This window comes from Pseudomonas sp. BLCC-B112 (assembly GCF_028550695.1).
Taxonomy (GTDB): domain Bacteria; phylum Pseudomonadota; class Gammaproteobacteria; order Pseudomonadales; family Pseudomonadaceae; genus Aquipseudomonas; species Aquipseudomonas danubii.
Genome location: NZ_JAQQGK010000004.1, coordinates 510,298 through 529,580, shown reverse-complemented (window position 1 = coordinate 529,580; position 19,283 = coordinate 510,298). Strand labels below are relative to the sequence as shown.

Here is a 19,283-nt window from a genome sequence, read left to right as displayed (position 1 = left end):
CGATCCGCAGGCACTGTTCCTCGACGCCCAGCAACAAGTGCAGCGGGCAAAGCGCAGCTTGGGGTTTGCGGTCATATTGACTTTATTGTCGTCTTAATGACCTTTTTTGCTCGTTGTCAAAAAGACTGTTCAAGGCGCAGGGCCGCGGTTTGCGGCAGATCTGGCGCTGGCATGAATCGTGATGGGGATGGGGCATATCGCCACTGATTGGCCGAGGAGCCCCACGATGATCCGCTACTGCAATTGGCCACTGTCTGTCCTGATTTCGGGGAGGGCGGCCTGTGTCTTTGCCTGAACGTTGGCGGCAATGGGCCGCACAGCCATTGTGGAGCCTGGGCTTCCGACCGTTTTTCCTGGCGGGAGCCGCCTTTGCCTGCCTGGCCCTGCTGGGCTGGGGGCTGTGGCTGCACGGCGCCCTGAGTGGCCTGCAACCGGTGGCCGGGATGCTGGCATGGCACCGTCACGAAATGCTCTTTGGCTTCGCGGTGGCGATCATTGCCGGATTCCTGCTCACGGCGGTGGCCAACTGGACCGGCCGCCCGGGCCTGAGCCGCACCCCGCTGCTGTTGCTGTGGCTGGTTTGGCTGGCGGGGCGCCTGGCCTGGTGGCTGCCGCTGCCGGTCCCGCTGTTCCTCGGCGTGCAGTTGGCCTTCATCCCGCTGCTGGTGGCCGTCATCGGGCGCGAGCTGTGGTGCGCCGGCAAGCGTGAGAATTACCCCATGGTCGTGGTGCTGGGGCTGCTGGCGCTGTTTCAGGGCCTGACCCTGTGGGGCCTGCTGGAGCACCAGGACAGCTGGCAGCGGCGTGGCGAACTGGGCGCCTTGTGGCTGGTGGCGACCTTGATGACGGTGATCGGCGGGCGGGTGATCGGTTTTTTCATCCAGCGCGGCCTGCAACTGCCGCCCGCGGCGCCGGCATCGCCCTGGCCGACCCGGGTGCTGCTGGTGGGCAGCCTGCTGGTGGCACTGTCCATGGCCCTGGGCGGCGGCGAGGCCCCGCACGTCTGGCTGGCGCCGGTGTTTGCCGTGCTGGCGGGCCTGCATGGCTGGCGCCTGTGGCGCTGGCATCAGCCGCGGCTGTGGCGCGTGCCGCTGCTCTGGTCGCTGTACCTGGCCTACCTGTGGCTGGCCCTGGCGACCCTGGGCATGGCGCTCTGGCACCTGGGCTGGGCCGTGCCGCAGAGCCTGGTGACCCATGCCCTGGCGGTGGGCGGCCTGGGCGGGCTGGTGCTGGGAATGATCGCCCGGGTCAGTCTTGGCCACAGCGGGCGGCCGCTGCAGGTGACCGGGGCCATGGCTGGTGCTTTCGCCTTGCTGTTCCTGGCGGCGGTGTGTCGGGTGCTGCTGGTGCCGTTCAGCAGTTTGGGGTTAGGGGGCTCGGCGGTGCTGGGGGCGCTGGCGTTTGCCCTGTTCGTTGGCGGATATGCGCGGATTCTGCTGACGCCACGGCGTTGACACGCATCAAGTAGCGACATCGAGCCACATCGTTACCAGTAAGGCGGTGGTCAAACTGGACTACGCTTGCGGTCTTAGCCGCGAATGGAGTCAGCGATGTTGTACCCAAGCAAACCCAACAATGAGGCCCTGCGAATTCAGACCCTGCGCGAGCTGAATGTCCTCGATACTTCGCCGCAAGAGCGCTTCGACCGCCTGACCCGGCTGGCCAAGCGCCTGTTCAATGTGCCGATCGCCCTGGTCAGCCTGGTGGATAGCGACCGGCAATGGTTCAAGTCCTGTGTGGGGCTGAGCGCCACCGAGACTTCGCGGGATATTTCCTTCTGCGGCCACGCCATTCTCGGTGACCAGATCCTCACCGTCTGCGACGCCGAGCTGGACGAGCGTTTCCATGACAACCCGCTGGTCGTCGGCGAGCCGGGAATTCGTTTCTATGCCGGTTGCCCATTGACCGTGCCCAATGGCAGCAAGCTGGGCACCCTGTGCCTGATCGACGTCAAGCCCCGGGACCTGGACGACGAGGAGCGCGCCTTGCTGCGGGACCTGGCGCGCATGGCCGAGCAGGAGCTGGCAGCGGTACAGATGGCCAGCATGGATGAGATGACCCTGCTGTCCAATCGCCGCGGCTTCGAAGCCCTGGCCCGGCACGCCCTCGGGGTCTGCAAGCGCTTGAAGAAGCCAGCGACCCTGCTGTTTTTCGACCTCAACGAGTTCAAGCACATCAACGACAGCTTCGGCCATGCCGAAGGCGACGGGGCATTGAAGACCTTTGCCGATGTGCTGCGCATTGCCTTTCGCGAGAGCGATGTGATTGGCCGCCTGGGCGGCGATGAGTTCGTGGCGCTGCTGAGCGCTGCCGATCACGTCGAGACTTCGGCGATCATGGCGCGCCTCGGTGAGCTCCTCAATGAACGCAACGCCACCCTGAAACGTGGCTACGACATCCGCTTCAGCGTCGGCCAGATCGAATACGACGCCGGACGCCATCCTGACATCGAGGCGTTGCTGGCGGACGCCGACAAGGCCATGTACCTGCACAAGCAGGCTGGCAAGCGGGCTCGCTGAGGGTTGCTGCCGCCAAGCCCTGCCCGGTGACGCGGGGCAGGGAGGGGCGTCAGTGGCAGGGCGCTATTGGCCGCGCTCCATCAGCGGTGGGCTATAGCTTTCCTCGATGTCGACCCCGGCCGCCCTGGCTCGGCTTTCAACTTCTGAGCGACGTTGCAGCCGTTCTTTCAAATGCGCAGGGAACAGGGTTCTCCATTGGGCTCTTTGTGCCTCTGCAAAGTCGCGGGTCCAGAACGTGTCCAGGGATATCAGGTTCAGGCTTATCAAGTAGACAGCGCTTTGCAGGGGGGCGCTTTTCGAGTCGTAGCGCAGGGCTCGGACATGCGCAATGTAGTTGCCGTGATAGAGATACCAGTCATAGAACCTGTTGTTGCCCAGCCACTGCTCAAGGCTCATCTCATGGTTGGCATCGAACAGCGGGTGGCTGAGTGGCTGGGTACCCAGGAGGCTTTCCTTCCAGTCCAGCTTGTGCAACTCGCCAGCGGCTATTCGGGGGTCGGAAGGGAAGTAGTATTTTTGCCATCCAGCGTTCTTCAACGTCCTGAGAAGGTTATAGACAAGCGCCTTGTTGGCCTCGTGAGTGCTGTTGTCCGGCAGCCCGCGAAGGTCGATGTTCAATGCCTGGATGGTGTTTGAGGTATTGCCATCAACGGCAATCAGCAGCCCGGCCACCTGATCCAGTTCAAGCGTGCCCTCGGGCTGGGCCAGGCTCAGGTCAAGGAGTGCTCCCTGACGATCCGCCTCATACCAACATAGGTTGACCGCATCATGTTCGGCCTTTGCAATGAGCGGGAGGGGGCAGGGTGGCGAGGGCGCAAGCCCCCTCGCCGCAGCCAGCAATCACTCGTCGAGGTTGCCCATGGCGGTGGTGTTGAAACCGCCGTCCACGTACATGATCTCGCCGCTGATGCCTGAGGCCAAGTCCGAGCAGAGGAAGGCGCCAGCGTTGCCGACTTCCTCGATGGTGACGTTGCGCCGCAGCGGGGTCTGGGCTTCGTTGGCCGCCAGCATCTTGCGGAAGTTCTTGATCCCCGAGGCAGCCAGGGTGCGGATCGGGCCGGCGGAGACGGCGTTGACCCGAGTGCCTTCCGGGCCCAGGGAACCGGCCAGGTAGCGCACGCCGGCTTCCAGCGAGGCTTTGGCCATGCCCATCACGTTGTAGTTGGGCATGGTGCGCTCGGCACCCAGGTAAGACAGGGTCAGCAGGCTGCCGTTGCGGCCCTTCATCATGTCCCGGCCAGCCTTGGCCAGGGCCACGAAGCTGTAGGCGCTGATGTCGTGGGCAATGCGAAAGCCTTCGCGGGTGGTGGCGTCGGTGAAGTCGCCTTCGAGCTGATCGCCCGGGGCGAAGCCCACGGAATGGACGATGCAGTCCAGGCCGTCCCATTGTTTACCCAACTCGGTGAAGACCTGGGCGATCTGTTCGTCGCTGGCCACATCGCAAGGGAAGCACAGCTCGGCGCTGGAGCCCCAGCCGGCGGCGAACTCCTCGACCCGACCCTTGAGTTTTTCGTTCTGATAAGTGAAGGCCAGCTCGGCGCCTTCACGGTGCATGGCGGCGGCAATGCCGGAGGCGATCGACAGCTTGCTGGCGACACCGACGATCAGGACACGCTTCCCAGCGAGAAAACCCATAAGTGGCTACTCCTGTTGCAGGTTATTGGGCGTGTGCCGGAGCCAGGAAGGCGGCTTCCAGCAGTTGCTGTGTGTAAGGGTGTTGCGGGGCGTCGAAGATATGCCGTGCGTCACCCTGTTCCACCACCTGGCCGTGCTTGATCACCATCAATTGGTGGCTCAGGGCCTTGACCACCGCCAGGTCGTGGCTGATGAACAGGTAGGTCAGGTTGTACTTGCGTTGCAGGTTGCGCAGCAGTTCCACCACCTGGCGCTGCACGGTGCGGTCCAGGGCCGAGGTCGGCTCGTCCAGCAGGATCAGCCGCGGCTTGAGCACCAGGGCCCGGGCGATGGCGATGCGCTGACGCTGGCCACCGGAAAACTCATGGGGGTAGCGGTGCCGGGTGTCCGGGTCCAGGCCGACTTCCTTGAGCGCTTCGATGATCGCTTGTTCCTGCTCCTGTTCGCTGCCGATCTTGTGAATGCGCAAGCCTTCGCCAACGATCTGGCTCGCGCTCATGCGCGGGCTGAGGCTGCCAAAGGGGTCCTGGAACACCACCTGCATTTCCCGCCGCAGCGGCCGTACCTGTTGCTGGGACAGGGTGTCCAGTTGCTGCCCCTCGAAACGAATCCCGCCCTGGCTGGCGATCAGGCGCAGGATCGCCAGGCCCAGGGTCGACTTGCCCGAGCCGCTTTCGCCGACGATGCCCAGGGTCTGGCCCTGGGGCAGGCTGAAGTGGATGCCGTCCACCGCCTTGACGTGATCCACGGTGCTGCGTAGCAGGCCTTTCTTGATCGGGAACCAGACCTTGAGATTGTCCACTTCCAGCAACGGCGGGCCGATCGGGTTGTTCGCCGGGGTGCCGCTGGGCTCCGCGGCCAGCAATTCCCGGGTGTAGGGATGCTGCGGCGCGCGGAACAGCTCCTCACAGGACGCCTGCTCGACGATGCAGCCCTTTTGCATGACGCAGACCCGGTGGGCAATGCGCCGTACCAGGTTCAGGTCGTGGCTGATCAGCAGCAAGGCCATGCCCAGGCGCGCCTGCAGTTCCTTGAGCAGCTCGAGGATCTTCAACTGCACGGTGACGTCCAGGGCCGTGGTCGGTTCGTCGGCAATCAGCAGCTCCGGTTCGTTGGCCAGGGCCATGGCGATCATCACCCGTTGCCGCTGGCCGCCGGACAGTTCGTGGGGCAGGGCCTTGAGGCGCTTGTGCGGCTCGGGAATGCCCACCAGTTCCAGCAGTTCCAGGGTGCGCTTGCTGGCGATCTTGCCGGTCAGGCCCTTGTGGATGCCCAGCACTTCGTTGATCTGCTTCTCGATGCTGTGCAGCGGGTTCAGCGAGGTCATGGGTTCCTGGAAGATCATGGCGATGCGGTTGCCGCGAATGTGGCGCAGGGTCTTCTCGTTCAGGGTCAGCAGGTCGTGCCCGGCGTACTGGATGCTGCCGGATGGGTGCTGGGCCAGGGGGTAGGGCAAAAGGCGCAGGATCGAGTGCGCGGTCACCGATTTGCCGGAGCCGCTTTCCCCCACCAGGGCCAGGGTTTCGCCACGCTTGATGTCGAAGCTGATGCCTTCCACCACGCGCTGGCACTGGGCGCCTGCGACGAATTCCACCGCCAGGTCGCGGACTTCGATCAGAGTGTCCTGGGTCATGTCATTTCCTCGGGTCGAAGGCATCGCGGGCGGATTCGCCGATAAACACCAGCAGGCTGAGCATGAGCGCCAGCACGGCAAAGGCACTGATGCCCAGCCAGGGCGCCTGCAGGTTGGACTTGCCCTGGGCCACCAGCTCGCCCAGGGACGGCGCCCCCGGCGGCAGGCCGAAGCCGAGGAAGTCCAGGGCGGTGAGGGTGCCGATGGCGCCCGTGAGGATGAAGGGCATGAAGGTCATGGTGGAGACCATGGCGTTGGGCAGGATGTGGCGGAACATGATGGCGCCGTTCTGCATGCCCAGGGCCCGGGCCGCGCGCACGTATTCCAGGTTGCGCCCGCGCAGGAACTCGGCGCGCACCACGTCCACCAGGCTCATCCAGGAAAACAGCAGCATGATCCCCAGCAGCCACCAGAAGTTGGGCTGCACGAAGCTGGCCAGGATGATCAGCAGGTAGAGCACCGGCAGCCCGGACCAGATTTCCAGGAAGCGTTGCCCGGCCAGGTCCACCCAGCCGCCGTAGAAGCCCTGCAGGGCGCCGGCGATGACCCCGATGATCGAGCTGAGGATGGTCAGGGTCAGGGCGAACAGCACCGAGATGCGAAAGCCGTAGATCACCCGGGCCAGCACATCGCGGCCCTGGTCGTCGGTGCCCAGCAGGTTGTCCGTCGAGGGTGGCGCCGGGGCCGGCACCCGCAGGTCGTAGTTGATGCTCTGGTAGCTGTAGGGGATCGGCGCCCACAGCACCCAGGCGTCCTTCTGTGCCAGCAGTTCGCGGATGTAGGGGCTCTTGTAGTTGGCTTCCAGGGGGAATTCGCCGCCGAAGGTGGTTTCCGGGTAGCGCTTGAGGGCCGGGAAGTACCAGCCGCCTTCGTAGTGCACCACCAGCGGTTTGTCGTTGGCGATCAGCTCGGCGCCCAGGCTGAGGATGAACAGCACCAAAAACAGCCACAGCGACCACCAGCCGCGTTTGTTGGCCTTGAAGCGCTCGAAGCGCCGGCGATTGAGGGGGGACAGGTTCATCTCAATGCTCCCGGCTGTCGAAGTCGATGCGTGGGTCCACCAGGGTGTAGGTCAGGTCGCCGATCAGCTTCACCACCAGCCCCAGCAGGGTGAAGATGAACAGGGTGCCGAACACCACCGGGTAGTCGCGGTTGATCGCCGCCTCGAAGCTCATCAGGCCCAGGCCGTCGAGGGAGAAAATCACCTCCACCAACAGGGACCCGGTGAAGAAGATGCCGATGAAGGCCGAGGGGAAGCCGGCGATCACCAACAGCATGGCGTTGCGGAACACGTGGCCGTAGAGCACCCGGCGCTGGGTCAGGCCCTTGGCTTTGGCGGTGACCACGTACTGTTTGTTGATCTCGTCGAGGAAGCTGTTCTTGGTCAGCAGGGTCATGGTGGCGAAGTGGCCAATCACCAGGGCGGTGACCGGCAGCGCCAGGTGCCAGAAGTAATCGAGGATCTTGCGGCCCCAGCTCAGCTGGTCGAAGTCGTTGGAGGTCAGGCCGCGTAACGGGAACCAGTTGAAATAGCTGCCGCCGGCGAACACCACGATCAGCAGGATGGCGAACAGGAAGGCCGGGATCGCGTAGCCGACGATGATCGCCGAGCTGGTCCAGACATCGAAGTGGCTACCGTGGCGGGTGGCCTTGGCGATCCCCAGGGGGATCGACACCAGGTACATGATCAGGGTGCTCCACAACCCGAGGGAGATGGACACCGGCATCTTTTCCTTGATCAGGTCCACCACCTTGGCGTCACGGAAGAAGCTGTTGCCGAAATCCAGGGTGGCGTAGTTCTTGATCATGATCCACAGGCGTTCCGGCGCCGACTTGTCGAAGCCGTACATGTGCTCGATTTCCTTGATCAGCGCCGGGTCCAGGCCCTGGGCGCCGCGGTAGCTGGAGCCGGCCACCGAGACTTCGGCGCCGCCGCCGGCGATGCGGCTGGTGGCGCCGTCGAAGCCTTCGAGCTTGGCGATCATCTGCTCCACCGGCCCGCCGGGGGCGGCCTGGATGATCACGAAGTTGATCAGCAGGATGCCCAGCAGGGTGGGGATGATCAGCAGCAGTCGGCGAACGATATAGGCCAGCATGTCATTGCTCCCTGTCGGCTGTGGCCGCCTGGTCCGGGGCCGGTTCTACGGCGGGCTTGGCATCGGGTTTGATCCACCAGGTGTTGATGCCGATGTCGTACTTGGGCGCGACTTGCGGGTGGCCGATGTGATCCCAGTAGGCCACGCGCCAGGTCTTGATGTGCCAGTTGGGGATCACGTAGTAGCCCCATTGCAGGACCCGGTCCAGGGCCCGGGCGTGGGCCACCAGGCTGGCGCGCGAATCGGCGTTGATCAGGCTTTCCACCAGGGTGTCGATGGCCGGGTCCTTGAGGCCGATGTAGTTGCGGCTGCCGGGCTTGTCGGCGCTGGAGGACATCCAGAACTCGCGCTGCTCGTTACCCGGGGAGTTGGACTGGGGAAAGCTGCCGACGATCATGTCGAAGTCCCGCGAGCGCACCCGGGTGATGTACTGGGACACGTCGACCCGGCGGATCACCAGGTCGATGCCCAGGTCGGCCAGGTTGCGCTTGAACGGCAGCAGCACCCGCTCGAACTCGGTCTGGGCCAGGAGGAACTCGATCACCACCGGTTTGCCTTGGGCGTCCACCATCTTGTCGTCGACGATGCGCCAGCCGGCTTCCTGCAGCAGTTGGTAGGCCTGGCGCTGCTGGGCACGGATCATGCCGCTGCCGTCGCACTGTGACGGCGCAAAGGCTTCGTTGAACACCTGCTCGGGAATCTTGCCGCGCAAGGGTTCGAGGATGGCCAACTCGTCAGGGCCCGGCAGGCCGGTGGCGGCCATCTCCGAGTTCTCGAAGTAACTGCGGGTGCGGGTGTAGGCGCCGTTGAACAGCTGCTTGTTGCTCCATTCAAAATCCAGCAGCAGGCTCAGGGCGTGGCGTACCCGCACGTCCTGGAACAGCGGCCGGCGGGTGTTGAAGACAAAACCCTGCATGCCGGTGGGGTTGCCGTTGGCGATCTGTTCCTTGATCAAGCGGCCCTGGGCCACGGCCGGGGTGTTGTAGGCGTTGGCCCAGTTCTTCGCGCTCATCTCCAGCCAGTAGTCGAACTGCCCGGCCTTGAGGGCTTCCAGGGCCACGGTGTTGTCGCGGTAGTAATCGCTGGTGATCACGTCGAAGTTGTAGAAGCCGCGGTTGACCGGCAGGTCGCGGCCCCAGTAGTCCTTGACCCGCTCGTAGCGGATCGAGCGTCCGGCCTTGACCGCGGTCACCCGGTAGGGGCCGCTGCCCAGGGGCACTTCCAGGTTGCTCTTGGCAAAGTCGCGGCTTTCCCACCAGTGCTTGGGCAGGACCGTCAGTTGGCCGAGGATCAGCGGCAGTTCGCGGTTGTTGCTGTGCTTGAACTTGAACAGCACCCGCAGCGGGTCTTCGGCGATCACCTGGTCGACGTCGGCGTAGTAGCCGCGGTACAGCGGCGAGCCGGCGCTCATCAGGGTCTGGAAGCTGAACACCACGTCCTCGGCACGAATCGGCTGGCCGTCATTGAAACGCGCTTCCGGGCGCAGGTAGAAACGCACCCAGCTGTTGTCCGGGGCTTTCTCGATCTTGCCCGCCACCAGCCCGTACTCGGTGAAGGGCTCGTCCAGGCTCTGGGCCATCAGGGTGTCGTAGATCAGGCCGATGTTCTGCTCGGGCACGCCTTTGCTGATGAATGGATTGAGGCTGTCGAAGCTGCCGAAACCGGCCATGCGGAAGGTGCCACCCTTGGGCGCATCAGGGTTGACGAAGTCGAAGTGCTGGAAGTTCGCCGGGTATTTCGGCGCTTCGTTGTACAGGGTCAGGGCATGTTGCGGCGCAGCCTGGGCACAGCAGGCGATGACGCCGAACAACAGGCCGCTGGTGCGCAGGAGCAGGGCACGCAGAGGCATCATTGGGGACTCTCCAGGGACTTCAGCCACCAGGCGTTCAAGCCCAGGTTGTAGGGCGGCGTGGTGACCAAGGCGAACCGGTTACGGTAGGCCAGTCGGTGATAGTTGAGGTACCAGTTGGGAATCATGTAGTGCTGCCACAGCAGCACCCGGTCCAGGGCGCGGCCGGCGGCCAGTTGCTCGTCGCGGCTCTGGGCGGCCAGCAGTTGCTCCAGCAGGTGATCGACTATGGGGTTGTTGATGCCTGCATAGTTTTTGCTGCCCTTGACCGAGACCTGGCTGGAGTGGAAGTACTGCCATTGCTCCAGGCCCGGGCTCAGGGTCTGGTTGAGGGTCATGAGGATCATGTCGTAGTCGAACTGGTCCAGGCGCTGCTTGTATTGCGCCCGGTCCACGGTACGCAGGCGCGCGTCGATGCCGATGCTGGCCAGGTTCTCCACATAAGGCTGGAGAATGCGCTCCAGGTTGGGATTGACCAGCATCAGCTCGAAGCGCAGCGGCTGCCCGGCGCTGTTCTGCAGGCGCTGGCCATTGAGCTTCCAGCCGGCTTCGGCCAAAAGCCCCAGGGCGCGGCGCAGGGTATCCCGGGGGATGCCGCGGCCCTCGGTACGGGGCAGGCTGAAGGCCTGGGTGAAGAGATTGGGGGGCAGTTGCTCGCGGTAGGGGGAGAGCAGCAGCCATTCGTGCCCCACCGGCAGGCCCGTGGCGGAGAATTCGCTGTTGGGGTAGTAGCTCAGGGCGCGCTGGTAGGCGCCGCTGAACAGGGTGCGGTTGGTCCATTGGAAGTCGAACATCAGGCCCAGGGCCTCGCGCACCCGCACATCGGCGAAAGTCCCGCGGCGGGTGTTCATGAACAGGCCCTGGGTCTGGGTGGGGATCTGGTGCGCCACCTGGGCCTTGATCACCTCGCCGCGATTGAGCGCCGGGAAGTTGTAGCCGTTGGCCCAGTTCTTGGCCTGGTGCTCGATGTAGATGTCGAACTCGCCGGCCTTGAAGGCTTCGAAGGCGACGTCGCTGTCGCGGTAGAACTCCACCTCGACCCGGTCGAAGTTGTTGAAGCCGCGTTTGACCGGCAAGTCCTTGCCCCAATAGTCCTTGACCCGTTCGAACACCAGTTGGCGTCCGGGCTGGACCTGGGTGATGCGATAGGGGCCGCTGCCAAGAGGCGGGGTGAAGGTGGTGGCCTTGAAGTCGCGGTCTTTCCAGTAGTGCTGGGGCAGGACTGGCAACTCCCCCAGACGCAGGATCAACAGCGGGTTGCCGGCGCGCTTGAAGACGAAGCGGATGCGCTGCGGGCCGAGGATATCCACCCGCTGCACCTCCTGCAGGTTGGTGCGGTACTGCGGGTGACCTTCCTTGAGCAGCAGGCGGTAGGAAAACGCCACGTCATAGGCGGTGATCGGCTTGCCGTCGTGAAAGCGTGCCTCGGGGCGCAGGTTGAACACCACCCAGCTGCGGTCCTCGCTGTATTCCACGGAGCGGGCGATCAGGCCGTAGCTGGAAGTGGGTTCATCGCCGGAGGGCGCATAGAGGCCGGTGCCCACCATCAACGGCTCGTTGAGCTCGTTGACGCCGTATTGCAGGAGGTTCGGTGTGGAGACCGGGCTGATACCCTTGAAGGTATAGGGATTGAGGGTGTCGAAGGTGCCAAAGGCCATGACCCGCAAGGTGCCGCCTTTGGGCGCCACGGGATTGACCCAGTCGAAGTGGGTGAACTTGGCCGGGTACTTGAGCGTGCCAAACTGCGCATAACCATGACTTTCAGTGATCGTTGCGCTTGCGGGAAAGCTCAAGGCCAGACTGATGAAGAACAGAAGGAGGGGACGCATCGAGTCAGAGATCCGATCCAGGCGGCTTGGGCTTTGTGCTCCGTACAGTAACAGCTTGTATCAGCAGGAAAAAGCTCGCTGGCCCGAGCTTCGTGCAATTGAAATTTCCTGTAGGAGCCGGCTTGCCGGTGAAGGCTGTTCGCCGGCAAGCCGGCTCCTACAGGGCGGATTTCAGTGCGGCAGGTAGACCGTGAGCATCTGGCCCGGCTTGAGGGCCTGGGCTGCGCGCGGGTTCCAGCGCTTGAGGTGCTGCATTTCCACATTGAAACGCTTGGCCACCATGTACAGCGAGTCGCCTTGCTTGACCTTGTAGCGGGTCGATTTCTGCTTGCCGCTGCTGGCGACGGTGGTTTTCTTGCCGGCGGCCTTGCGGGTGTCCTGCATCACCAGGGTCTGGCCGACCTTGAGGTTCTTGCCGCTGAGCTTGTTCCAGCGTTGCAGATCCTGCACATCCACCTTGTTGGCCTTGGCGATCAGGGTCAGGTTGTCGCCGTTCTTGACCCGATAGATACGCTTGGGCCGCAGTGAGTCGCGGCCTTCATCGCGGTCGAAGACCGGCTTGAGGGAGCGCTTGCTGATCAGCTCTTCGGGTTTCATGGTGGACAGGCTGGTGGTCAGCAGCTGTGCCTTGGACGTTGGCACCAGCAGGTGTTGCGGGCCATCGACGGTGGTGCGCTGCTTGAACGCCGGATTGAGCTGGAACAGCTCGTCCTCGTCGATGTTGGCCACCGCTGCGACCTTGGACAGGTCCATGCGCTGGTTGATTTCCACCATCTGGAAATAAGGTTCGTTGGCGATCGGGTTGAGATTGACGCCGTAGGCTTGCGGGGCTAGCACCACCTGGGACAGGGCCAGCAGCTTGGGTACATAGGCCCGGGTTTCCGTCGGCAGCGGCAGGTTCCAGTAGTCGGTGGGCAGGCCGAGCTTCTCGTTACGCTCAATGGCCCGGCTGACCGTGCCTTCGCCGGCGTTATAGGCGGCCAGTGCCAGCAGCCAGTCGCCGTTGAACATGTCGTGCAGGCGGGTCAGGTAGTCCAGGGCCGCGGTGGTCGACGCGGTGATGTCGCGTCGGCCATCGTAGAAGCGGGTCTGGCGCAGGTTGAAGTAGCGACCGGTGGCCGGGACGAACTGCCAGAGTCCCACCGCATCGGCCCGGGAATAGGCCAGCGGGTTGTAGGCGCTTTCGATGACTGGCAGCAGCGCCAGTTCCAGCGGCATGTTGCGCTCTTCGAGACGTTCGACGATGTAGTGGATATAGAGGCTGCCGCGCTCGCCGGCGTTTTCCAGGAAGGAAGGGTTACTGGCGAACCACAGGCGCTGTTGTTCAATACGCGGGTTGACGCCCTGGCCTTCTTGCAGTTGGAACCCCTGGCGCATGCGTTCCCAGACATCCTGGGGGACTTGCGGGCTTGGCTGGTTGCTCAGCCAGATGGGCTTCTGCTTGATGCGGGCGTTGAAATTCTGAGTATGTGTCGCGTCGCTCTGCGGGGCATGACCGGTGCTTTGGCAGCCCGCAAGAGTCGCTGACACAGCTACCGCGATGGCCTGGGCCAAGCGCGTCAATGCGTCTGAACTGATGGAATAACGAATAGATGACGACATTGGCTGGAAGTAAGTTCCGGGCAAAAATGTCGGGCGATTCTAGAAAGCACCCGGGGTGCGGTCAACCATTCAGAATTTTTGTGCCAACAGTTGGCCGGCTTAGAACTTATCTTTCCAGGCCCTCAGGGCCGCAAAGACCGCACTCTGGGACGGGTTATCCTGGCCATTCCGTTCGTCCGCTTTTTGTTTAACGGATGTTTCACCGGTACGCAAAAACGGGTTGGTCAGTTTCTCCAGGGCCAGGGTTGATGGCAGGGTCATGCGCCCTTGCTCGCGCATCTGCTCGACCTTTTCCAGACGCTGGGCGATGTCCGGGTTGGCGGGTTCCACTGCCTGGGCGAAGCGCAGGTTGCTCAGGGTGTATTCGTGGGTGCAGTAGATCAGGGTGTCGTCCGGCAGCGCGGCGAGGCGGCTGAGGGAATGGTGCATCTGCTCTGGGGTGCCTTCGAACAGGCGGCCGCAACCGGCGGCGAACAGGGTGTCGCCACAGAACAGCAGGCCGTGATGGTAGTAGGCGATATGCCCCAGGGTATGGCCCGGTACGGCGAACACCTCGAAGTCCCAGCCGAGGATGTTGGCGTGGTCGTTGTCGTTCAGGGCCACGTCGCGTCCGGGGATCTTTTCTTGTGCCGGGCCGTAGACCGTGGCGCCACTGTGCTGTTTCAGGCGCTCGACACCGCCGACATGATCGTGGTGATGGTGGGTCACCAGGATGTCGCTCAGGCTCCAGCCCGGGTGCTGTTCCAGCCAGGCCAGTACCGGCGCCGCATCGCCGGGATCGACGACGGCGCAGCGCTGGCTGCGATGGTCTTGTAACAACCAGATGTAGTTGTCGGTGAAGGCGGGCAGGGCACTGATCTGTATCATCTTTGGATTCGCCAAGCGGAAAACAATGGCGCATCTTAGAACTTCTTGGCGTGTTGGAGAATGCAATGACCGATAAAGCCTTCGCTCAGGCAGATCCCGACTGGCTGGCCCTGATCAGTGCGGCCCGGGACTGGTTGTCCGGCCCTCTGGGGCAGTTTCTGCTGGATGAAGAGCGACGCATGCTTGAAGAAGAGCTGGGGCGTTTCTTCGGCGGTTACCTGGTGCATTACGGGCCCTCGGCGCAGACCCCGCCGGCGGCGCCCCAGGTACAGCGCAACGTACGCCTGGGCGCGCCGCTGCCCGGGGTCGAGATTGTCTGCGAGGAACAGGCCTGGCCCTTGAGCGAACATGCCGCCGATGTGGTGGTGCTGCAACACGGCCTGGATTTCTGCCTGTCGCCCCACGGCCTGCTGCGCGAGGCGGCCAGCAGCGTAAGGCCCGGCGGCCACTTGCTGATTATCGGTATCAACCCCTGGAGCACCTGGGGCCTGCGCCATGTCTTCGCCCATGACGCCTTGCGCCAGGCCCGTTGCATCTCGTCGTCGCGGGTGGGCGACTGGCTCAACCTGCTGGGGTTCGCGCTGGAGAAACGCCGCTTCGGGTGCTATCGTCCGCCGCTTGCCTCGCAGGCATGGCAGGCTCGATTGGCGGGCTGGGAGCGCAAGGCCGGGCAGTGGCAACTGGCCGGCGGCGGCTTTTACCTGCTGGTGGCGCGCAAGATCGCCGTCGGCCTGCGCCCGGTGCGCCAGGTGCGACGCGAACCCATGGGCAAGCTGTTGCCACTGCCCATGGCCAAGGTCAATCGCCGTAACAGCGAACCCTGACGACCTGCAGCAACCTTCTTTTTATATAGACCGGCCGAGTGACCTCGGCCCTGGGCGCTGTCGACCGCAATCGGCAGGCCTACTGGCAATTTTCTGATGGAAGGCGTGGATGAGCGATAGCGTAGAAATCTTTACCGACGGTGCCTGCAAGGGCAATCCCGGCCCTGGTGGCTGGGGCGCTTTGTTGGTGTGCAAGGGGGTCGAGAAGGAACTCTGGGGCGGCGAAGCCAACACCACCAACAATCGCATGGAATTGATGGCGGCGATTCGCGGCCTGGAAGAGCTCAAGCGCCAGTGCGACGTGTTGCTGGTCACCGACTCGCAGTACGTGATGAAGGGCATCAACGAGTGGATGGCCAACTGGAAGAAGCGCGGCTGGAAGACCGCAGCCAAGGAGCCGGTGAAGAACGCCGACCTGTGGCAGCAACTGGATGAGCAGGTCAACCGCCACAACGTCACCTGGAAATGGGTGCGTGGCCACACCGGCCATCACGGTAACGAGCGTGCCGACCAGTTGGCCAACCGGGGTGTAGACGAGGTTCGCGGCTACAAGGGCTGATGGCGTTACAGGGTGAGGATCGCCGCAGCCAGTTGGGTGTCGCTGTAGGGCGGGTTGTGCAGCACTTGGCGAATCCTCTGCAGCGCCGACTCCAGCTGTACGCCGCGAATCGCCCCGTTGCTGGCGATAAAGGCCGCGGCATCGCTGCGGGCTTTCAGGACGATCTTGTCGTCCTTGAACGAGCTGCTGATCCCGGCGGTGCCTTCGCTGCTGGTCAGCAGCCCGCTCATGCTCAGGTCGGTGCTGATCACCAGGCTGGTGGCCTGGCCGGAGTTGTTGAACAGACCGGCCAGCAGCAGGATTGGCAGGTGGCGCCGGAGTGTCGTCATGGCTGGAAAAGTCCGTGGGGAAGATCGGCGGCACCCTAGCAGGCGAGCCTTCGGCCCACCTCAGCAGCTTTGCTAATAACTGTTAAAAAGTGCGCGGCAGCGGCGTGACCGGTGCGCGCACAGTCCATGGGTTGGGCATGCTAAAATCCCGCCCTTTGCCAGATTGAGAACGGACCACTGATGGCCAACAGATCTGTTTTTTTTCTCCACTTTTGGTGGAGGTGTGTAAACGTAAGCCATTTTGCCGCCCGGCCCTGCGTATACTGAGCTGAAGGCCATTGCCGTTGGCTAGGGCACCGCTCTACGAGAGAATTTGTAAACCGTGGCCTGAATGCTGGGGTCATGGTTTACACTTGCCCTTGCCTAAACCTGCGCCCCAAAGCCCTTAAAACAGATAAGGCTCCGAAGCCTCAAGCGCCACCCCTAGTAGATATTTTGCGCTGCCTACTTTTGCACAAATTGCAACGCCGTCTAAGCTTGGGCGGCCAATAGTCATCGCTCGACCGAACAATAGTTTGGCAGGTTTTCCATCGCCTAAACCCTCCAGATCTTCACTGAGCAGGTGCTCCGAAGCGCGTCGGCGTGCTGGGTCGCCCTGTCATGTTCTAGTAGATTCGCCTAGGCCAGCATCGCTACTTACAGCGCCGCTAAGGCTGAAATCATTAACCTAAAAACGAAAGTATCTAGAATTGGTATTCTTAAATTTTGTGTCGGGTTGGTTTTGGGGTGCCTGAAGTTGGTCAGGATGTTCGTTGTGGTTGATTGGTTGTTCTGCTGGTGTCATATTTCAATATTGATAATTCAATGGATGGTTTTATGAGTTTTGAAAAATATACAAATACTACGCATAACCAACATTTTGTCTCTCAGGCGGAACAACGAGTCAATTCTTATTCGTCCGCCCCATCGAAGGGTGCAGGGATATACTGTTTTGATATTCTTGACAAGAAGGAGCCGACAGTTCGCCCAGGGCGGAAAAAATCTATCGAAAAAAATCTTTCATTTCAGGATCTTTTTACCATTGCTCGCGTTGGGGATAAAGAGAGAGTTAACTTTGAAGCTATGTTCAAAAGGTACGAGGATGGCTATCCCGCTCAGGTTTCGTCCTTGCTTGATTGGGTTGCTTTAGCAAGGGGGTCTGAGAAGGCAGCGAGTGGCAGCATCAATCTGGAAGAGGTTAAAGGGCAACAGTTTTTTGATCTCTTGGGGTATGTTAAATATATTTATACTTATAAGGTAATGAATTGGTTAAGGAATCCATATAAGATCAGGGAGGTCATTAGAAACTTCGCTCCATATGTTGATCATTGCATTGATAGCCCTGAGGCTCTTCGGCTTTATTTGGCGCTGGCGAGCAAGAGTTGCGAGGAGGAAAAATATATATGCAAGGTGTATGGTGTTTTACCGGGCGAGTATAGGCAGTGGATTAGGTTGTTATTGTTGTTTCTTTATTCGGACGACAGGAATAAATCAAGTTTGGATGGGTATATTGAAGAGTTCTTTTCTGCGAAGGAGTTTGTTAATATGGTTCACATACATGTTTTTGATTCTCGATGCGCGCTGCTTACGGATACAGGTGTAGTCAAGGATTCGAGTTCTGATGGTCTGGTTGCTTACATGAATGTTTCTAGTAGTTGTGTTCTTTCTATTCAGCATGCTTTTGTTGAGGGGCGTTTCTTGGACTTAACAATGAAGCAGCTCAATATTCCAGAGTCTGATAGAGATAAGTGCATGGCCGCTCTCGGTGGAAAAATTCATGGTGTACTTCGCGTTAATGATATTGACATACTTGCTGGGTATAATAAAATCTGTGTTAAGGCTGCAGCTCGTCAAGTTTTTTCAGCGTCTGCAGAAATCGATGGTGTGAAAATATCTTCGTGAAGTTAGGCTTCAGTATCTTGCTGCTTTGGTCGCAATAGAGGGCTGCTCGAAGCAGCCCAGAAATACATGGTTATTAACTTGCTTGTAGCTAAATAGCGTAATCAGTGTACTCTGCGCGACTAACCTTTATTTTTTATACTGCCCTGACTTTTGGGTCGACTGCTGAAGCTGAGAGTTCTCCATCCTCTCGACATTGATTGTGTTGTAGGTGATCGACTGTGCCAGTTGCTCCTCGGCCTTAATGAATCTGATGCCTTCTCCGTGCCATTTTCAGTCTTCCAACTCCCCGCTGTCTCAATTATATAAAATGTCCCGAGGGAGTCCTTCGTTTGCACTCGAAGGGCTTACTAGGCCCGGCCCCAAATTGCTTATGCACCTTCGCAGCTCTTGACCTCTTCTAGCCGCTTCCTAGCTTGCGCAAGACTGTCCAGGCAAGTGATAGCAAGATGCTCATGCTCTGAAAGCATGCTTTCCAATGCACTTGCTATAATCACAAATTTATCAACGGCAGCGAGATCCTCTGCGCGTGCAGCTATACGCGATGCAGCTGCGCAATAAAAAAGTACCGCGTTAGTGGCCAAGTAATAAGCGAAAGAGATTTTTTCAGCTTCTGTTCTTTTGAAGTAGGCTAGCTTTTCGTCATCTTGGTAAGGTATGAGTTCTCCTAGAAGTTGATTGAATACATCGCTGCCAAAACCGTGCGTAGAGTCGGAGGCACTTGAGAATAAGACATGATAAAAGAGGGCGTGGCCGGCTTGTTCAAAGCGTCTGTAAACGTCGGGCCAGCCCTTGGTGCCTTGTTCTAGGTCGCCGAACATGGACTTTAAAGCTAAGAATGATTTCTCCAGTTCTAACCCTCGTTTAGCTGAGTCTGGGTGATCGTTATTAATTCCGTATTTATGCCATTTTCGTGCGTTATCTAATGTCTTGTTGAGGTATCCCAGCAAAAAGCTCTTAGGTCGCGCCGATGACTTGTCATCACTAAATAGCATTAAGTTGATTGAGTTTTCTAAGGATGTCCTTGATAGTGCTTCGGCAGCGCTATAACTTTTTATTTTCAAGCTCTGTAGGATACCGTTATTTAAGTCTGTCACCACATTTGCTACCTTGTAGCAGCAGACTTTTGTGCTTAGCTTGAAATCGCCTTTGTCATCGAGACTGACTTCATAAAGCGTCTCAGAAATTTTCCGCTGGAGCTCTCCAAGTTCTAGGAGATGCCGTTGGTGAGCTAGAAAATCTTTTGTGTAGTGATCTGGGTTTTCAACAAAGTCCATGTTTTCTCTCCGGTCAACATATCAACTCCCTGGCCTCCCGGTTGTACGGTTAGTCACAGTGGCTAGCAAGGCCAGCAATTTGTCGGCCACTATGACCATTTCTGAAGCGGGTTTTATCTTGCGGTATGATGCACCGGGCCAGTCAAAGCCCGTCGCAATGCTCTAGCAGTCGCCACACTGCTTACTGCCATGAGACGCTGGGAGCGAGCAGAAGGATAGGTATCGTTCCAAAGTTTTTTGGCGCTCAGTTAGGAAAAATTGTTCTCCGACTGTTGCGCCATGATATATGGTCACAGAGCCAAACGCTTTCGAAAAATTCTGTTGTGATGCGAGTTTGCTTCTGGGGTTTTCAAATCATGTCCCGGTATTATCAGTAGGAGGCTTAA

Annotated in this window: 16 protein-coding genes; 5 read left to right on the top strand and 11 right to left on the bottom strand. The window is 60.4% G+C overall.

Features of this window, described 5'->3' with window-relative positions; genetic code table 11:
* The first annotated feature begins 281 nt into the window (after positions 1 to 281).
* Both PQT43_RS13615 and PQT43_RS13610 read left to right on the top strand, forming a co-directional pair.
* Positions 282 to 1,454, top strand: coding sequence for an NnrS family protein (locus PQT43_RS13615; protein ID WP_272754118.1), 1,173 nt, complete (start codon positions 282 to 284; stop codon positions 1,452 to 1,454).
* A 96-nt stretch (positions 1,455 to 1,550) separates the two neighbouring features.
* A complete protein-coding gene (locus PQT43_RS13610) occupies positions 1,551 to 2,519 on the top strand; it encodes a GGDEF domain-containing protein (protein ID WP_110595561.1) in 969 nt (322 codons plus the stop codon).
* Positions 2,520 to 2,582: 63 nt separating this feature from the next.
* Here the strand turns inward: PQT43_RS13610 and PQT43_RS13605 are convergent, their stop codons facing one another.
* From PQT43_RS13605 to gloB, 9 genes are all read right to left on the bottom strand, one after another.
* Entirely contained in the window at positions 2,583 to 3,359 is a 777-nt protein-coding gene (locus PQT43_RS13605; protein ID WP_272754117.1) for a hypothetical protein, read from the bottom strand.
* Entirely contained in the window at positions 3,360 to 4,154 is a 795-nt protein-coding gene (gene fabI / locus PQT43_RS13600) for an enoyl-ACP reductase FabI (RefSeq protein WP_123391061.1), read from the bottom strand.
* Between the two features lie 22 nt (positions 4,155 to 4,176).
* Positions 4,177 to 5,787, bottom strand: coding sequence for an ABC transporter ATP-binding protein (locus tag PQT43_RS13595; RefSeq protein WP_272754116.1), 1,611 nt, complete (start codon positions 5,785 to 5,787; stop codon positions 4,177 to 4,179).
* Position 5,788: 1 nt separating this feature from the next.
* A complete protein-coding gene (locus PQT43_RS13590; RefSeq protein ID WP_110651554.1) occupies positions 5,789 to 6,808 on the bottom strand; it encodes an ABC transporter permease in 1,020 nt (339 codons plus the stop codon).
* Between the two features lies 1 nt (position 6,809).
* On the bottom strand, positions 6,810 to 7,883 hold the full coding sequence (locus PQT43_RS13585) for a microcin C ABC transporter permease YejB (protein WP_016964272.1): 1,074 nt from the start codon (positions 7,881 to 7,883) through the stop codon (positions 6,810 to 6,812).
* A gap of 1 nt (position 7,884) precedes the next feature.
* Positions 7,885 to 9,735, bottom strand: coding sequence for an extracellular solute-binding protein (locus PQT43_RS13580; RefSeq protein ID WP_123391058.1), 1,851 nt, complete (start codon positions 9,733 to 9,735; stop codon positions 7,885 to 7,887).
* Positions 9,732 to 11,561, bottom strand: coding sequence for an extracellular solute-binding protein (locus PQT43_RS13575; RefSeq protein WP_272754115.1), 1,830 nt, complete (start codon positions 11,559 to 11,561; stop codon positions 9,732 to 9,734). The genes PQT43_RS13580 and PQT43_RS13575 overlap by 4 nt, the downstream gene beginning before the upstream one ends.
* A 171-nt stretch (positions 11,562 to 11,732) precedes the next feature.
* A complete protein-coding gene (locus PQT43_RS13570; RefSeq protein ID WP_253084875.1) occupies positions 11,733 to 13,163 on the bottom strand; it encodes a LysM peptidoglycan-binding domain-containing protein in 1,431 nt (476 codons plus the stop codon).
* Positions 13,164 to 13,262: 99 nt separating this feature from the next.
* Positions 13,263 to 14,030: a hydroxyacylglutathione hydrolase gene (gloB, locus tag PQT43_RS13565; protein ID WP_213666277.1), complete on the bottom strand. Its 768-nt coding sequence runs from the start codon at positions 14,028 to 14,030 to the stop codon at positions 13,263 to 13,265.
* Between the two features lie 65 nt (positions 14,031 to 14,095).
* On the opposite strand from gloB, the gene PQT43_RS13560 reads away from it, so the two are divergent.
* Positions 14,096 to 14,854, top strand: a complete 759-nt coding sequence (locus tag PQT43_RS13560) for a methyltransferase domain-containing protein (RefSeq protein ID WP_102865229.1) — start codon at positions 14,096 to 14,098, stop codon at positions 14,852 to 14,854.
* Positions 14,855 to 14,963: 109 nt separating this feature from the next.
* On the top strand, positions 14,964 to 15,413 hold the full coding sequence (gene rnhA / locus PQT43_RS13555; protein ID WP_102865228.1) for a ribonuclease HI: 450 nt from the start codon (positions 14,964 to 14,966) through the stop codon (positions 15,411 to 15,413).
* Between the two features lie 5 nt (positions 15,414 to 15,418).
* Here the strand turns inward: rnhA and PQT43_RS13550 are convergent, their stop codons facing one another.
* Positions 15,419 to 15,742: a DUF2388 domain-containing protein gene (locus tag PQT43_RS13550; RefSeq protein ID WP_267269973.1), complete on the bottom strand. Its 324-nt coding sequence runs from the start codon at positions 15,740 to 15,742 to the stop codon at positions 15,419 to 15,421.
* Positions 15,743 to 16,558: 816 nt separating this feature from the next.
* Between PQT43_RS13550 and PQT43_RS13545 the strand changes: the two genes are divergently transcribed.
* Positions 16,559 to 17,623 carry a hypothetical protein gene (locus tag PQT43_RS13545; protein WP_272754114.1) on the top strand — a complete coding sequence of 355 codons (1,065 nt, stop codon included), beginning with the start codon at positions 16,559 to 16,561 and terminating at the stop codon, positions 17,621 to 17,623.
* Positions 17,624 to 17,991: 368 nt separating this feature from the next.
* On the opposite strand, the gene PQT43_RS13540 is transcribed toward PQT43_RS13545, so the two are convergent.
* Positions 17,992 to 18,897 (bottom strand): DUF5677 domain-containing protein, encoded by a 906-nt coding sequence (locus PQT43_RS13540; RefSeq protein WP_272754113.1) that lies wholly within the window; start codon positions 18,895 to 18,897, stop codon positions 17,992 to 17,994.
* Between the last annotated feature and the right edge of the window lie 386 nt (positions 18,898 to 19,283).

Excerpts from the sequence above, each read along its gene's own strand:
- PQT43_RS13610 (WP_110595561.1), top strand. The coding sequence starts at position 1,551 with ATGTTGTACCCAAGCAAACCCAACAATGAGGCCCTGCGAATTCAGACC.
- fabI (WP_123391061.1), bottom strand. The coding sequence starts at position 4,154 with ATGGGTTTTCTCGCTGGGAAGCGTGTCCTGATCGTCGGTGTCGCCAGC.
- PQT43_RS13595 (WP_272754116.1), bottom strand. The coding sequence starts at position 5,787 with ATGACCCAGGACACTCTGATCGAAGTCCGCGACCTGGCGGTGGAATTC.
- PQT43_RS13590 (WP_110651554.1), bottom strand. The coding sequence starts at position 6,808 with ATGAACCTGTCCCCCCTCAATCGCCGGCGCTTCGAGCGCTTCAAGGCC.
- PQT43_RS13585 (WP_016964272.1), bottom strand. The coding sequence starts at position 7,883 with ATGCTGGCCTATATCGTTCGCCGACTGCTGCTGATCATCCCCACCCTG.
- PQT43_RS13580 (WP_123391058.1), bottom strand. The coding sequence starts at position 9,735 with ATGATGCCTCTGCGTGCCCTGCTCCTGCGCACCAGCGGCCTGTTGTTC.
- PQT43_RS13575 (WP_272754115.1), bottom strand. The coding sequence starts at position 11,561 with ATGCGTCCCCTCCTTCTGTTCTTCATCAGTCTGGCCTTGAGCTTTCCC.
- PQT43_RS13570 (WP_253084875.1), bottom strand. The coding sequence starts at position 13,163 with ATGTCGTCATCTATTCGTTATTCCATCAGTTCAGACGCATTGACGCGC.
- gloB (WP_213666277.1), bottom strand. The coding sequence starts at position 14,030 with ATGATACAGATCAGTGCCCTGCCCGCCTTCACCGACAACTACATCTGG.
- PQT43_RS13560 (WP_102865229.1), top strand. The coding sequence starts at position 14,096 with ATGACCGATAAAGCCTTCGCTCAGGCAGATCCCGACTGGCTGGCCCTG.
- rnhA (WP_102865228.1), top strand. The coding sequence starts at position 14,964 with ATGAGCGATAGCGTAGAAATCTTTACCGACGGTGCCTGCAAGGGCAAT.
- PQT43_RS13550 (WP_267269973.1), bottom strand. The coding sequence starts at position 15,742 with ATGACGACACTCCGGCGCCACCTGCCAATCCTGCTGCTGGCCGGTCTG.
- PQT43_RS13545 (WP_272754114.1), top strand. The coding sequence starts at position 16,559 with ATGAGTTTTGAAAAATATACAAATACTACGCATAACCAACATTTTGTC.
- PQT43_RS13540 (WP_272754113.1), bottom strand. The coding sequence starts at position 18,897 with ATGGACTTTGTTGAAAACCCAGATCACTACACAAAAGATTTTCTAGCT.